This window comes from Erwinia aphidicola (assembly GCF_024169515.1).
GTDB lineage: Bacteria > Pseudomonadota > Gammaproteobacteria > Enterobacterales > Enterobacteriaceae > Erwinia > Erwinia aphidicola.
On the sequence record NZ_JAMKCQ010000001.1, the window covers coordinates 2,415,710 to 2,429,344 of the forward strand.

Annotated in this window: 15 protein-coding genes and 1 tRNA gene; 12 read left to right on the plus strand and 4 right to left on the minus strand. The window is 59.2% G+C overall.

Translation table 11 applies throughout. The features are described from left to right. The first annotated feature begins 23 nt into the window (after window positions 1–23). From J2Y91_RS11205 to J2Y91_RS11240, 8 genes are all read left to right on the plus strand, one after another. Window positions 24–1,193 carry a phage tail sheath protein gene (locus J2Y91_RS11205; RefSeq protein WP_253538398.1) on the plus strand — a complete coding sequence of 390 codons (1,170 nt, stop codon included), beginning with the start codon at window positions 24–26 and terminating at the stop codon, window positions 1,191–1,193. 12 nt (window positions 1,194–1,205) lie between these two features. Then, window positions 1,206–1,715, plus strand: a complete 510-nt coding sequence (locus tag J2Y91_RS11210) for a phage major tail tube protein (protein ID WP_062818449.1) — start codon at window positions 1,206–1,208, stop codon at window positions 1,713–1,715. A 56-nt stretch (window positions 1,716–1,771) separates the two neighbouring features. After that, the gene (locus J2Y91_RS11215) at window positions 1,772–2,050 is read left to right on the plus strand and encodes a phage tail assembly protein (protein ID WP_253538400.1); all 279 of its coding nucleotides are present in this window, start codon (window positions 1,772–1,774) and stop codon (window positions 2,048–2,050) included. Window positions 2,051–2,082: 32 nt separating this feature from the next. Further along, entirely contained in the window at window positions 2,083–2,205 is a 123-nt protein-coding gene (locus J2Y91_RS11220) for a GpE family phage tail protein (protein WP_062818451.1), read from the plus strand. Then, the gene (locus J2Y91_RS11225; protein ID WP_253538402.1) at window positions 2,198–4,654 is read left to right on the plus strand and encodes a phage tail tape measure protein; all 2,457 of its coding nucleotides are present in this window, start codon (window positions 2,198–2,200) and stop codon (window positions 4,652–4,654) included. The genes J2Y91_RS11220 and J2Y91_RS11225 overlap by 8 nt, the downstream gene beginning before the upstream one ends. 3 nt (window positions 4,655–4,657) lie before the next feature. Next, window positions 4,658–5,185 (plus strand): phage tail protein, encoded by a 528-nt coding sequence (locus J2Y91_RS11230; protein ID WP_253538406.1) that lies wholly within the window; start codon window positions 4,658–4,660, stop codon window positions 5,183–5,185. Continuing rightward, window positions 5,182–6,354 (plus strand): phage late control D family protein, encoded by a 1,173-nt coding sequence (locus J2Y91_RS11235; protein ID WP_253538409.1) that lies wholly within the window; start codon window positions 5,182–5,184, stop codon window positions 6,352–6,354. Before J2Y91_RS11230 ends, J2Y91_RS11235 begins: the two co-directional genes overlap by 4 nt. 67 nt (window positions 6,355–6,421) lie before the next feature. Continuing rightward, window positions 6,422–6,640: an ogr/Delta-like zinc finger family protein gene (locus tag J2Y91_RS11240; protein ID WP_253538412.1), complete on the plus strand. Its 219-nt coding sequence runs from the start codon at window positions 6,422–6,424 to the stop codon at window positions 6,638–6,640. 47 nt (window positions 6,641–6,687) lie between these two features. On the opposite strand, the gene J2Y91_RS11245 is transcribed toward J2Y91_RS11240, so the two are convergent. The 3 genes from J2Y91_RS11245 to J2Y91_RS11255 all read right to left on the minus strand — a co-directional run bounded on the left by J2Y91_RS11245 (window position 6,688) and on the right by J2Y91_RS11255 (window position 8,262). Beyond that, the gene (locus tag J2Y91_RS11245) at window positions 6,688–7,095 is read right to left on the minus strand and encodes a hypothetical protein (protein WP_253538415.1); all 408 of its coding nucleotides are present in this window, start codon (window positions 7,093–7,095) and stop codon (window positions 6,688–6,690) included. A 159-nt stretch (window positions 7,096–7,254) separates the two neighbouring features. Further along, window positions 7,255–7,331, minus strand: a tRNA-Ile gene (locus J2Y91_RS11250). A gap of 139 nt (window positions 7,332–7,470) precedes the next feature. Continuing rightward, complete coding sequence (locus tag J2Y91_RS11255; protein WP_133624719.1) at window positions 7,471–8,262, minus strand: SDR family NAD(P)-dependent oxidoreductase; 792 nt, start codon at window positions 8,260–8,262, stop codon at window positions 7,471–7,473. A 152-nt stretch (window positions 8,263–8,414) separates the two neighbouring features. Here J2Y91_RS11255 and J2Y91_RS11260 point away from each other — a divergent pair, with 152 nt between their 5' ends. Then, entirely contained in the window at window positions 8,415–8,996 is a 582-nt protein-coding gene (locus tag J2Y91_RS11260) for a TetR/AcrR family transcriptional regulator (RefSeq protein WP_133624717.1), read from the plus strand. Here the strand turns inward: J2Y91_RS11260 and J2Y91_RS11265 are convergent. After that, window positions 8,993–9,547 (minus strand): histidine phosphatase family protein, encoded by a 555-nt coding sequence (locus tag J2Y91_RS11265; RefSeq protein ID WP_133624715.1) that lies wholly within the window; start codon window positions 9,545–9,547, stop codon window positions 8,993–8,995. The two genes, J2Y91_RS11260 and J2Y91_RS11265, sit on opposite strands and share 4 nt — an antisense overlap. Window positions 9,548–10,115: 568 nt before the next feature. Between J2Y91_RS11265 and J2Y91_RS11270 the strand changes: the two genes are divergently transcribed. The 3 genes from J2Y91_RS11270 to J2Y91_RS11280 all read left to right on the plus strand — a co-directional run bounded on the left by J2Y91_RS11270 (window position 10,116) and on the right by J2Y91_RS11280 (window position 13,610). Beyond that, window positions 10,116–11,510, plus strand: coding sequence for an MFS transporter (locus tag J2Y91_RS11270; RefSeq protein ID WP_048914705.1), 1,395 nt, complete (start codon window positions 10,116–10,118; stop codon window positions 11,508–11,510). Window positions 11,511–11,592: 82 nt separating this feature from the next. Continuing rightward, complete coding sequence (locus J2Y91_RS11275) at window positions 11,593–12,609, plus strand: LacI family DNA-binding transcriptional regulator (RefSeq protein WP_133624713.1); 1,017 nt, start codon at window positions 11,593–11,595, stop codon at window positions 12,607–12,609. Window positions 12,610–12,623: 14 nt separating this feature from the next. Next, complete coding sequence (locus J2Y91_RS11280; RefSeq protein ID WP_133624711.1) at window positions 12,624–13,610, plus strand: nucleoside hydrolase; 987 nt, start codon at window positions 12,624–12,626, stop codon at window positions 13,608–13,610. The last annotated feature ends 25 nt before the right edge of the window (window positions 13,611–13,635 follow it).

Below are 13,635 nucleotides of genomic sequence, written 5' to 3' on the forward strand. Positions count from 1 at the left end.
ACCCTTAATTTGGAGTGCTACAGATGGCAGATTATCACCATGGTGTCCGTGTCGTCGAAATCAACGACGGCACGCGCACTATCTCCACCGTTTCCACCGCGATTGTCGGCATGGTTTGCACCGCAGAAGACGCCGACGCCGCGACCTTTCCCCTTAACACCCCGGTCCTGCTGACCAACGTACAGGGCGCAATCGCTAAAGCCGGTAAAAAAGGCACCCTGGCGGCTTCGCTGCAGGCCATTGCCGACCAGTCAAAGCCCGTCACCGTAGTGGTGCGCGTGGCCGAGGGCGCGACGGAAGCCGAAACGATTTCAAACATCATCGGCACCACCGACGAAAACGGCCAGTACACCGGCATGAAAGCGCTGCTGAGCGCGCAGACGCAGCTCGACGTTAAGCCGCGCATTCTCGGCGTGCCGGGCCTCGACTCGCTGGAGGTGGCGACGGCGCTTGCCAGCATCTGTCAGCAGCTGCGCGCGTTTGGCTACGTGTCCGCGCACGGCTGCAAAACCATTTCCGAGGCAATGCTCTATCGCGAGAACTTCAGCCAGCGCGAGCTGATGGTTATCTGGCCCGATTTTATCGCCTGGAACACCACGGCCAACCAATCAGAAACCGCCTACGCCACCGCCCGCGCCCTCGGCCTGCGCGCCAAAATCGACAACGACACCGGCTGGCATAAAACCCTGTCAAACGTTGGCGTCAACGGCGTGACCGGGATTTCCGCGTCGGTGTTTTGGGATCTGCAGCAGGTCGGGACCGATGCGGACCTGCTGAATCAGGCATGTGTCACCACGCTAATTCGCAAGGACGGTTTCCGCTTCTGGGGTAACCGCACCTGCAGCGACGATCCGCTGTTCGCGTTTGAGAACTACACGCGCACCGCGCAGGTGCTGGCCGATACCATGGCCGAGGCGCACATGTGGGCCAACGACAAGCCGCTGACGCCGGTGCTGGTGAAGGACATTATCTCCGGCATTAACGCGAAGTTTCGCGAGCTTGTCAGCGCCGGTTATCTGCTGGGCGCGACCGCCTGGTATGACGACACTGCGAACGATAAAGACACCCTGAAAGCGGGCAAGCTCTTTATTGATTACGACTATACCCCCGTGCCGCCGCTGGAAGATTTAACCCTGCGTCAGCGCATCACCGACAGCTATCTGGCGAACTTCGCCGCGTCCGTTAACAGCTAAGGAGCCGGATAAATGGCACTACCTCGCAAACTGAAGGGGCTGAACCTCTTCAATGATTCCAACAGCTATCAGGGCGTCGTCACCGCCGTCACGCTGCCTAAGCTGTCGCGCAAGCTGGACACCTATCGCGGTGGAGGCATGAACGGTGCGGGCTTTATCGATAACGGCCTGGACGATGACGCGCTCGACATGGAATGGACCATCGGCGGCGTCGACGATCTGGTGCTGTCACAGTGGGGCGGCAGTGCCGTACCGCTGCGCTTTACCGGCTCCTACCAGCGCGACGACACCGAGGAGGAAATTGCGGTCGAGATCGAGGTGCGCGGTCGTCATCAGGCGTTTGACTTTGGCGAAGCCAAGCAGGGCGAAGACACCGAAACCAAAATCACCACCAAAAACACCTATTTTAAACTCACCTGGAACGGTAAAGAGCTGATCGAGATCGACACCGTGAACATGGTTGAAAAGGTGAACGGCGTTGACCGCCTTGAGCAGCGCCGCAAAAACCTCGGCCTGATGTAATCCTGACGCCAGCGCCCGGCGCTGGCCCTTACCCCTTCTGAGCAGAGATAAATTAAATGGAACAGAAAGAAAACGTTGTTGTACTGGCCTCACCCGTTAAGCGCGGTGAAACCGAAATCAGCCAGGTGGAACTGATCAAGCCTAACGCCGGTGCGCTGCGCGGCGTGCGCCTGTCGGACCTTGCCGGGTCGGACGTTGACGCGCTGCTGATGGTGCTGCCGCGCATTTCGCAGCCCGCGCTGACTAAGGCTGAGTGCCTGAATCTGGCGCCGGAAGACCTGATCTCGATGGCCGGGGCGGTGATCGGTTTTTTGTCGCCGAAATCGGACGAGTAGACTGGCCCGCAAAGCTGACCGTCAATGACCTGATGGCCGACATTGCCACCATTTTTCACTGGCCCCCCTCTGAAATGTACGTCATGCCGCTGGCCGAGTTGCTCGGCTGGCGGCATCAGGCCATGATCCGCAGCGGAGTAAACCCCGATGAGTAACAACCTCAAGCTGCAGGTGATGCTGAAAGCCGTTGATCAGGCGTCCCGCCCTTTTAAAGCCATCCAGGCCGAAACTAAACAGCTCTCCGGCAGCATCCGCGAAACCCAGGCCAACATTAAAGCGCTGGATGCGCAGGCGGCGAAGATTGACGGATTTCGCAAGACCAGCAGCCAGCTGGCCGTCACGCAGCAGTCGCTGAAAAGCGCGAAGGAAGAAGCCGCCGCGCTGGCGGTTCAGTTTCGTAACACCGAGCGGCCCACCACGCAACAGGCCAGGGCGCTGGAGAATGCGCGCAAGGCCGCGTCCGAACTGCAGACTAAAAGCAACGCCCTGCGCCTGTCTGTGCAGCAGCAGCGCGAAGCGCTCAATGCCGCAGGTATCTCCACCAAAATCCTGAGCAGCGAGCAGCAGCGCCTGAAAACCAGTTCGGCGCAGGCCACCGTCAGCCTGAGCAGGCAGAAGCAGGAGCTGCAGCGCCTGAGCCAGAAGCAGGAGCAACTTAACCGCGTGAGCGAGCGCTACCGCAAGGGGCAAGAGCTGTCATCGAAGGTGCGCAACGGCGGCGCTGCAGCGCTGGGCGCGGCCACGGTCGGCACGATGGCCGGGGTGGCAGTGCTGCGACCGGGCTATGACTTCGCGCTGGCAAACTCCACCCTTGAGGCAACGCTCGGCCTCGATAAGAACTCCGCCGAGTTCCAGTCGCTGCGCACGCAGTCGCGCAGCATCGGGGATAACACGGCGGCATCCGCCAACGATGCGGCGCAGGCGCAGATCATCATCGCCAAGGCTGGCGGCAGCGTGGACGATATCAAGGCGGCAACGCCGGTTACGCTCAACATGGCGCTGGCGAACAACCGCACGATGGAAGAAAGCGCCGCGCTGCTGATGAGCACCAAAAACGCCTTTGGCCTGGCTAACGATCAGGTGGCGCACATCGGCGACGTCATCAGCTCGACAATGAACAAAACCGCCGCCGACTTTGACGGACTGAGCGATGCGCTGACCTACATCGCACCGGTGGCGAAAAATGCGGGCGTCAGCATCGAGCAGACCACGGCCATGATCGGTGCGCTGGCACAGAACGGCACTAAGGGCAGCATGGCCGGGACGGGCGTGCGCGCCATGCTGCTGCGCGTGCAGGCACCGACCGGCGCAGCCTTTAAGGCGATCAAAGAGCTGGGCGTGAAAACCTCGGACAGCAAGGGCAACATGCGTCCGTTCTTCACCGTGCTGAAGGAGATGCAGCAGTCGTTTGAAAAGAACCGTCTCGGCTCGGCGCAGCAGGCTGAATACCTGAAAACCATCTTCGGCGAAGAAGCGGCATCGTCGGCAGTGACGCTGATGAAAGCGGCCTCAAGCGGCATGCTGGACGACCTGACCAAAACCTTTAAAGGCTCCGACGGCAGCACAGAAAAGCTGGTGAAGGTACAGCAGGACAATCTCGGCGGCGACTTCAAAGAGTTCCAGTCCGCATGGGAGGCGGTCGGTACTGACCTGTTCGACGGGCTGGACAGTTCGCTGCGATCCCTGACGCAGAGCGCCACGAAATTCCTGCTGACCGTCGACGGCTGGATTAAAAAAAATCCCGAACTGGCGGGCGGGCTGGCAAAAGCCGCCGTTGCCGGGACGGTTATCCTTGGCGTGCTGGGGGCGGTCGGGCTGGCGTCGTGGCCGGTTGTGTCGGGTATCAATGCCATCCTCGGCGGTGCCGGAAAGCTCCGCATTGCTTTTGCGGTTGCGGGTGAAGCTATCACCGCCGCGCTCGGGGCTGTCACCCTACCGGTGGCGCTGATTGGTATTGCCATCGTCGCTGGTGCGCTGCTAATCCGTAAATACTGGGAGCCTATCAAGGCATTTATTGCCGGTGCTGCCGAAGGGTTTACCGCCGCAATGGGGCCAATCACGGACGCCTTTGCCCCGCTTAAGCCCGTGTTTGACTGGCTGGGCGACAAACTCGGCTGGGTATGGGACAAGTTCAAGGGGCTGATTGAGCCAGTGAAGTCAACGCAGGCCGAGCTGAAAGCGGCCGGTGATATGGGCAAGCAGTTTGGTGAACTGCTCGCGGCGGGCATTAAGTTCGTGCTGTCGCCATTAACCGAGCTGCAGAACGGGATTGACTGGGTGCTAAAAAAGCTCGGCGTTATCGACGACAAGTCGAAATCCCTCAAGGATAAAATCCCTCACCCCGACGACAACGCCGGGGGCGATGTGGGGTTTGTTTATCCCGGTATGCAGTACAACATGGCTAGCGCGGGTAATTATCGGCCCGTGACCGCGCCCGCCGCAGGCGGCTACACCGACAACAGCCAAAACCACAGCACATATGAGATCAACATGCACCCGGGCATGAGTAAAGACGATGCGCTGGCGCTGATAGCGCAGGACAGGGAGCGGCAGGCACGCGCCAGGCGGGCGCAGCAGCAGAGCAAAATGGGATGGGAGGATTAAACCATGATGATGATTTACGGGCTGATCCCGTTTATGCGTCAGACGCTGCCTTACAGCGAGATGCAGCAGAACGTTGATTATCGCTGGCCCACTAACAGCCGCATCGGACAGCGCGCCTCGGCGCAGTTTATCGGGCCAGGCGATGACAAGATCACGCTGTCGGGTGAGCTGCGCCCGGAAATCACCGGCGGCGCAATTTCCATGCTGACCATGAAGCTGCTGGCCGACGAGGGGCGCGCCTGGCCGCTTATAGGCGGAAACGGGACGATTTACGGGATGTACGTCATTGAAAACTACTCGTCGACCAGCAGCGAGTTTTATTCCGATGGCAGCGCCAGAAAAATCATGTTTTCCCTGAGCCTGCTGCGCGTCGATGAAACCCTGACCTCGATGTTTGGCGACATGAAAAAACAGGCTGACGGGATGATGACCGGGGTAGGTAACCTGCCGGGCCAAATCACCTCGGCAATGGACGGCATCAGGACGGCGGCGGGCGGCGTGCTGGGTTCCGTGGGAGGGCTGATCGGATGACCGTGATTAACAGCCTGGCGATGCCTGCCGGGACGATGAGAACCCCGGATTTCATGATTAGGGTTAACTCGGAGAACGTGACGGCCAATATCAGCCCGCGCCTGATATCGCTGACAATGACGGATAACCGCGGCTTTGAGGCAGACCAGCTCGACATTGAGCTGGATGACTCCGACGGACAGCTGGCGATGCCGGTGCGCGGCGCGGTGATCTCTCTGTTTCTCGGCTGGAAGGGCCAGCCGCTGACGGGCAAAGGGGATTTCACCGTTGATGAAGTGGAGCATCACGGCGCGCCGGATACCATGACGATTAGAGCACGCAGTGCGGATTTTCGCGGCACGCTCAACTCCCGGCGCGAAGTGTCCTATCACGACACCACGCTGGGCGCGGTGATCAGGCAGGTAGCCGAGCGCAACAAGCTGCAGCCGATGATTGCCGAGGCGTTTGCGTCCGTGCCGGTCACGCACATCGACCAGACTCAGGAAACCGACGCGGCATTTATGACGCGGATTGCCACGCTTAACGGCGCGGTGGCCGCCATCAAGGCCGGGCGGCTGCTGTTCATCAAGCCGGGGGGCGGCGTTACCGCTGCGGGGAAGCCGATCCCACAGATGACTATCACCCGCCAGGACGGTGACCGGCACAGCTTCAGCATTGCTGATCGTGGGGCTTACACCGGGGTGACGGCCAGCTGGCTGCATACCAAAGAGCCGAAGCCGAAAAAGGTCAAAGTACAGCGGAAACCCAAAGAGCGGCACCTGCGCGCACTGGAGCACCCGGCGGCGAAGAAACGCAAAGCGGCGGCAGCGAAAACGCCCGAGACAAAAGAGGGGGATTATCTGGCCGGCAGTGAGGATAACGTGTTTGCGATCACCACGGTCTATGCCACGAAAGCCGCCGCTATGCGCGCGGCACAGGCGAAGTGGAACAAACTGCAGCGCGGCGTTGCTGAGTTCTCTCTGACGCTGGCAATGGGCCGCGCCGACCTGTTCCCCGAGACGCCAGTGCAGGTCAGCGGCTTTAAGTCGGTGATCGATGCGCAGCCTTGGATTATCAGTAAGGTAACTCACAATTTGGGAGGTTCAGGGTTTACTACGGCGTTGGAGTTCGAAGTTTTGTTGTCTGATGTAGAGTACAAAGCAGAATCAGATAATGATTATTCACAATGAGTGAATTTTCTTGTTCTTTTTTTCTATATAGGGTATTAAAGCATCACTCACAGGGGAGAAAAATTAGATGATGCACTGTCCGCTATGCCTTACCGCCGCCCATGCAAAAAGTAGCCGCTATCTTTCGAAAGAGACAAAGGAGCGCTATCACCAATGCCAAAACATAAATTGCAGTTGCACGTTTAAAACGCACGAATCCATAGCAGCTGTGATCGTTACGCCGGGTGCGATTAACAAAGTCCCACTTCACACTCAGCATGAAAGCCAGCCCTCTTTGCTGCACTGATAACGTCTGCCAGATGAAGCCCGCGAAAGCGGGCTTTTTACTGTGTGCTATTTGCCGTTATAGGTATGGGTGTTGCCGAGCATCACAACGGTTGCGGGCTTCTCCATCAGATTACCCATTTCTTTGCACACGCTGAGCGGGTTCTCAAAAGAGTAACCAATGGCTTTAAATTTATTGGTTACGTTAATCTGCTTGATGGTTTTTAGGTAATTGGCCGGAACGTCCTTAGTCCATATTGGTGAACAAATCCCGCTTGAAACTATGGCGCTGTAGATATCTGAGGTGATGTTTGCGCTGGGAGTAACTACCGTAATCTGATCGCCGCTGAGGCTAACTTCTACAGGTTGCCACGGTTTGAGTTTGCTTTTCAGGGTGGTGATATCTGACCCTGCAGCATTAGCGGAAGATGCAAACGCCAGGGCGGCGCTGAGCAGTGCAACATTTAAGCGCTTCATTTAGATTCCTTCTAAATCACAGTTAGCTCGGCAGCTTTGCCCCAAGCCGGGAAGAGTGTCAGCAAAATACGCATCGCCATTTCACCGCCACTAAGAAAGCTAAAAATAAAAAAGCCACCGCAGAGGGTGGCTTAATTATATGATTCTAAAGCTAAAATCTGGTGGCCCCAGCTGGACTTGAACCAGCGACCAAGCGATTATGAGTCGCGTGCTCTAACCAACTGAGCTATGGGGCCTGAGGCGCAGGATTATAATGTAACTGCGCGGCCCGATCCAGCGCTTAACCGTTGTCTGCTGCAATTCCAGGCAAATTTATTTTGGCCGGAACTGGTTGAATCATAACCGTTATCTGCCGCAGCCCGCGCCGCGCAGGCGCTAACGGTAGCGTGACGCTGACCGATCGCGTGATAAATCGGGGATCAGCGCCGCACGACTTGCCTCGTAGGCCTGCCATTTCTCAATGTTTTCCAGTGACGCAATCGTCACGCTCTCGCCAAGGTCGAGTCCCGCCAGCGCGGCATCAACCAGCGTATCAACCTCCATAATCATCTGCGGCGGCACCTCGTCCAGTGATTTGCCGGAGCGCTCGAAAATTTCGGTGCGCGTTATGCCCGGCAGCACCGCCTGCACGCGCACGCCGTGCGCACTCAGCGACGCTTCCAGCGAACGGCTGAAGGTCAGCACAAATGATTTACTGGCGTTATACGCGCCGTTGAACATCTCATGCACCAGCGCCAGCACCGAAGCCACGTTGATCAGCGTACCGTGGCCGCGAGCTTTAAATGCATTCCCTGCGGCGTGCGCAAGGCGGGTGGGGGCGAGGATATTCAGCGCAATCATCGTCTCTACCCTGTCGATATCGTTATCGAGGAAGTCGCCATCCACGCTCATTCCGGCATTATTCACCAGCAGGCTGATGCTGGCGTCGCTGCGCAGGCGCTGCTCAACGCGGGCAAGCTCCTGCTTATTGGTCAGGTCCGCCGCCAGCACTTCGCTGCTGATGCCGTACTTGTCGGCCAGCTGCTGCGCCAGCTTCTCTAACCGCTGCTGGTCACGCGCCACCAGCAGGACGTTATAGCCGCGTGCCGCCAGGCGCTCGGCATAGACCGCGCCAATACCGCTCGACGCACCCGTAATCACTGCCGTACCCAAAGTTGCCGTTGTCATGGTTATTCCTCTATATGATGGTCATCATGTTTGCACTGAGCTAATATGACGGTCATCATATATACTGTCAATACGTCACCCGCATTGAATATGACGATCATAATAATTACTCTGATAGCCCTGGCCTGTGGGCACTCATTCAGGAAGCCGTTATGTCAGAAGCAATCAGTCACAAAGAACGTACCCGCCAGCGCATTCTCGATGAGGCGGCGGCGATCATGCGCGTGGTCGGCACCGAGGGGATCGGCGTAGCGGCGCTGATGAAGCGCGTTGGGCTGACCCACGGCGGCTTCTATGCGCACTTTAGCTCGCGTGACGATCTGGTGGCGCAGGTGGTCGGGCAGATGTTCGATCAGACCCACGCGCGCGCGCGCAGCGAAATAAGCGACGGCAGCGTCGCGCAGCAGCTGGCACAGCTGATTGACCTCTACCTGTCGCCCGAGGCGCGTAATGCACCGGAGTGCAGCTGCCCGCTGCCGTCACTGAGCGGTGAAGCTTCGCGCCTGCCGCCGGAGGCACGTCAGCGCTTTGACCAGGGGATTCAGGCGATGCATGCTTTGCTGGTGCAGTGGCTGAGTGCGCTGGGGCATGAAGAAGCACGAATGCTGGCGAGTTCGGTGCAGGCGGAGATGATCGGCGCGATGGCGCTGGCGCGCGCGATACCGGATGAAGCCCGTGCCGGGAGTGCGCTGCAGGCGTCGCGCACCGCGCTTAAGCAGCGTATCGGGATTTAAATCAGCGGCGGGTGGTAGATGGCACTGCTCCAGTGGCGGCTGCTGGCGTGTTTCTCCCCCAGCCAGCCGAGCTTGCGCAGCTGGCGCGCAATCAGTTTGTTCATGATGCCGTGGCCGACCAGCAGCACATCGCCGTGCCGGGATAGCGCAATCAGCTGCAGGGCGGCACGCGCCGCGCGCTGGTTTGCCTCGGCGTATGACTCCACCTCCCCCTTGTAGCCAAACAGCCATATTGCGCGCAGCAGCGGCAGCCACAGCAGCGGCGGCAGAGCAGGAAACGCCAGCGGCATCACCGGCATCGCCACCTCACGATATAACGCATCGACCTGCTGCGCCGGTCTGCCCAGCTTCGCCAGCGACGAGCGCGCGCGCGGCAGCGGGCTGGTGACGATCACCTGCGCCCGCGCCGCCAGCCGCAGGCTGCGCTCCGGCGGATGGTCGCAGATCTCAGCCAGATCGTAAGCTTCGCACCACTGCGCCATCGCCAGCGCCGAGCGGCGGCCGGGGAGGTGGTGGTCGGGTTTACCGTGGCGCATCAGGGTTATGGTCATCGCATCTCGCCTGCATAATTCCGTTCGTCAGCTTAACGACACTCCTGCACTAAGACAAACGCCTCGGCATTTTTCAGACGATGTCATCAAAGCGCAACATCTAGCGGTTAAAAACGTCGGGCCAGCGCGCGGTTTAACCTCATTTGTCTTAAGTTTTGCTGCTCCATGGCGCGATAGAAAAAAATTGCATGTTTTTCACACGATTCAGCCCGTTGATTTTATTTGATTTTTTGGCAGGTCCTGGTTGTGAATGTCAAGATAATCTAATTAATCGTGCTGCGATGGCTTGATTTATCTACCCGCGTAGATACAATAGCTCCGTAGTGAAAATTCACGGTGCTTGATGGTTAGCAGTCACCTGAAGGTCAACTTAGTTTCGCGTAACTTATACGACTGGTCATTTTTAGACCGGCGGCGCAAAGCGAAGAAGCGTTCCAACACCAGGGAACCTTACACGACCTTTCGTCATGGCTTTTATATCAGCATCTTCACTGGCGAATTTTCCTCTGCGGAGGAGTGCGAACCAGGGAAGGTGACAAACTGAACTCCTCACATCAGGGAAATTTTCATGTCTACACCGCAAAACGTCGCATCGGATAGTGCAATGCCAGCCACCTCGGCGGCAGATGAACGTTTAACCACCCCCGAAGGACGCAAAGATTTCTGGCGTGCCACCTTGTCCTGCTGGCTCGGCACGGCGATGGAATATGCCGATTTCGCATTATATGGCCTTGCCGCCGGGATTATCTTTGGCGATGTCTTCTTTCCCGAAGCCACCCCCGCCATGGCACTGCTTTCCACCTTCGCGACCTGGTCTGTCGGCTTTATTGCCCGCCCGATTGGTGCGCTGTTCTTTGGCTGGCTGGGCGACCGTAAGGGTCGTAAAGTCGTCATGGTCTCCACCATCATCCTGATGGGCGCTTCCACCACTCTTATCGGTCTTATCCCCAGCTATGCTTCAATTGGCCTGTGGGCGCCTGCCTGTCTGGTGGTCCTGCGCTTTAGCCAGGGCTTTGGCGCGGGGGCGGAGCTGTCCGGCGGCACGGTGATGCTGGGCGAATATGCACCGGCGCAGCGGCGTGGGCTGGTCTCTTCGATTATTGCTCTTGGCTCCAACAGCGGTACGCTGGTGGCGTCACTGGTGTGGTTGGCGGTGGTGCAGATGGACCAGCAGTCATTGCAGGAGTGGGGCTGGCGTATTCCGTTCCTGTGCAGCTCGCTGATTGCGCTGGTGGCACTGTGGATCCGCCGCCATCTGCGAGAAACGCCGGTATTTGAACGCAAGAAAGCGGAAGTTGAAGCGCAGCGTGAGCAGCGAATCGCCGCGCAGCCGCAGGAGGCCGATACCCGCGGTTTCTGGCGCCGCAGCCGTGCCTTCCTGACCATGATTGGCCTGCGCATCGGTGAGAACGGCCCGTCGTATCTGGCCCAGGGCTTTATCATTGGTTACGTGGTGAAAGTGCTGGCGGTGGATAAGTCCGTTGCCACCACCGCCGTATTTATCGCCTCGCTGCTCGGCTTCCTGATTATCCCGCTGGCCGGCTGGCTCTCGGACCGCTTCGGTCGTCGCATTACCTATCGCTGCTTCTGTCTGCTGTTAATCCTCTACGCCTTCCCGGCTTTTATGCTGCTCGATTCGCGCGAGCCGGCGATTGTCATCGCCACCATCGTCACCGGCATGGGGCTGGCATCGCTCGGGATCTTTGGCGTGCAGGCCGCGTGGGGCGTTGAGATGTTCGGGGTAACCCACCGCTACACGAAAATGGCGACGGCGAAAGAGATTGGCTCGATTCTCTCCGGCGGCACCGCGCCGCTAGTGGCTGCGGCGCTGCTCTCCTGGACCGGGCACTGGTGGCCGATTGCGACCTATTTTGCGGTGATGGCGGGCATTGGCTTCCTGACCACCTTTGTGGCACCGGAAACCCGCGGGCGCGATCTTAATGACCCGAACGATGCGATATAAACAGGGATAACGAACTCAAAGGATGCGTGAGCCGGGAACCTGTTCCCGGCTTTGAGCTGTTTCAAACCAAAGGAAAGTGCCTGTGAGCAAACAGAACCCTCAGCGCGCAACCCGCGCCGATGTGGCGAAAGAGGCAGGAACCTCGGTGGCGGTGGTGAGCTACGTCGTCAATAACGGCCCGCGCCCGGTGGCCCCGGCCACGCGCGAGCGCGTGCTGGCGGCGATTAAAAAGATCGGATATCGCCCGAACAACGTGGCGCGAGCGCTGGCTTCCGGCACCACCAAAACCTACGGGCTGGTGGTGCCGAATATCAACAATGCGTTTATCGCCTCGCTGGCAAATGCCCTGCAGCAGGAAGCACAGGCCAATGACATGGTGATGCTGCTCGGCGACTCTGGCGATAACCGCAAGCGCGAGCTGCAGCTGATCAACAATCTGCTCGGCCAGCAGGTCAACGGCCTGATTTACACCAGCGTCGATCGCCACCCCTATATTGATGTTCTGCAGGCCAGCAATACGCCGTTTGTGATGCTGGACAGAGTCGATCCCAGCCTGCAGGTCAGCGTGCTGCGCGTTGATGAGCGCGCGGCTTCGCGCCAGGTGACGGCGCATCTGTTAAGCCACGGCTATCAGGACGTGGGGATGATCTCCGGCCCGCTGGAGATGCTTAACGCGCAGGATCGTCTGCAGGGCTGGCGCGAAGCGCTGGCTGAACAGGGCGTGGCGCAGCGCGAAGAGTGGGTTTTCGCCGCGCCTTACACCCGCAGCGGCGGCTATCAGGCGGCACAGCAGATGCTGCAGGGCGCCACTCGTCCACGCGCGCTGTTCACCGCCAACGAAGCGCAGGCGATTGGCTGCATTCGTGCGCTCTCCGAGCAGGGTATCCGCGTCCCGCACGATATTGCGCTGGTCTGTTTTAACGGCACCGAGCAATCCGCCTTTCATGTTCCTTCGCTGACCACGGTACGTCAGCCGGTGCAGGAGATGGCAAAAACCGCGATTAAGATGCTCGCGGCATGGAAAGGAGAGACCACGCTGCGTGAGTTTTCTCACCAGCTGGAAATTGGCGAGTCCTGTGGCTGCAAGCTGGCCCGATAATAAGAAACCGATAAATGAAACGATTAATTATTGATTGCGATCCGGGGAATGGTATTGCAGGCGCCAACGTCGATGACGGGCTGGCTATCGCGCTGGCGATGGCCGCGGCAGAGATCTCGCTGGAGCTGATCACCATCGTGGCGGGCAACACGCCCAGCGATGTCGGATACAGCGTGGCGAAAGATCTGATGGCGCGCACCGGGCAAGCGGTGCCGGTGATCAAAGGGGCGGATGCCGCGCTATGTGAACCCGCCGCCGCCTGGCGTGAAGCGCTGGATACGCGGGTGCACACCAGCCAGCTGGCACATCTGTGGCGCGGCGTGCGTCAGCCGCAGCCCTGTTCACCGCCGCCGCAGGAAGCTGCCGATGCGATGGGGCAGCTGATTTGCGCCAACCCGGGCAAAATTACCCTGGTGGCGATCGGCCCGCTGACCAATGTGGCGCTGGCGCTGGAGCGTTACCCGGAGATGGCCGATGCGGTGCAGGAGATCGCCATTATGGGCGGGGTGTTTGCGCTGGACGACTTTATCAAAGACACCAACTTTGGCATCGACCCGGAAGCGGCGCACAAGGTGCTGAGCAGCGGGGCAAACATCACCCTGGTGCCGATGGATGTCACCAGCCAGACGCTGATGACCCATCAGGATCTGAATCGCATCGCCAAAATCGATACGGTGCTGGCGCGCTTTGTCACCGAGACGCTGCGCCCGTGGATTGACTATTCCATCCATACCCGTCATCTGCCGGGCTGCTGGATCCACGATGCGCTGGTGGTGGCGTGGCTGCTCAATCAGCAGGTGGCGACCGCCGCTGACTATTTTGTCGATGTCGAGCTGCGGCCGGGCATGACGCGCGGGAAATCCTGGCGTTTCCGCCAGCCGCTGCGGGTGGATGTGGGTATCGGTCAGCCGCAGGGTGGGTTAGTCCACGTACTGCAGACGGTGGATAACCAGCGCCTGCTGGGGATGCTGGAGCGTTATCTGGCGCAGCCGTTGGGTTAAATCCCGGGTCGGGCATGCCCGACCC

Coding starts and splice junctions, on each gene's coding strand:
- J2Y91_RS11205 (WP_253538398.1), top strand. CDS start 24: ATGGCAGATTATCACCATGGTGTCCGTGTCGTCGAAATCAACGACGGC.
- J2Y91_RS11210 (WP_062818449.1), top strand. CDS start 1,206: ATGGCACTACCTCGCAAACTGAAGGGGCTGAACCTCTTCAATGATTCC.
- J2Y91_RS11215 (WP_253538400.1), top strand. CDS start 1,772: ATGGAACAGAAAGAAAACGTTGTTGTACTGGCCTCACCCGTTAAGCGC.
- J2Y91_RS11220 (WP_062818451.1), top strand. CDS start 2,083: ATGGCCGACATTGCCACCATTTTTCACTGGCCCCCCTCTGAAATGTAC.
- J2Y91_RS11225 (WP_253538402.1), top strand. CDS start 2,198: ATGAGTAACAACCTCAAGCTGCAGGTGATGCTGAAAGCCGTTGATCAG.
- J2Y91_RS11230 (WP_253538406.1), top strand. CDS start 4,658: ATGATGATGATTTACGGGCTGATCCCGTTTATGCGTCAGACGCTGCCT.
- J2Y91_RS11235 (WP_253538409.1), top strand. CDS start 5,182: ATGACCGTGATTAACAGCCTGGCGATGCCTGCCGGGACGATGAGAACC.
- J2Y91_RS11240 (WP_253538412.1), top strand. CDS start 6,422: ATGATGCACTGTCCGCTATGCCTTACCGCCGCCCATGCAAAAAGTAGC.
- J2Y91_RS11245 (WP_253538415.1), bottom strand. CDS start 7,095: ATGAAGCGCTTAAATGTTGCACTGCTCAGCGCCGCCCTGGCGTTTGCA.
- J2Y91_RS11255 (WP_133624719.1), bottom strand. CDS start 8,262: ATGACAACGGCAACTTTGGGTACGGCAGTGATTACGGGTGCGTCGAGC.
- J2Y91_RS11260 (WP_133624717.1), top strand. CDS start 8,415: ATGTCAGAAGCAATCAGTCACAAAGAACGTACCCGCCAGCGCATTCTC.
- J2Y91_RS11265 (WP_133624715.1), bottom strand. CDS start 9,547: ATGACCATAACCCTGATGCGCCACGGTAAACCCGACCACCACCTCCCC.
- J2Y91_RS11270 (WP_048914705.1), top strand. CDS start 10,116: ATGTCTACACCGCAAAACGTCGCATCGGATAGTGCAATGCCAGCCACC.
- J2Y91_RS11280 (WP_133624711.1), top strand. CDS start 12,624: ATGAAACGATTAATTATTGATTGCGATCCGGGGAATGGTATTGCAGGC.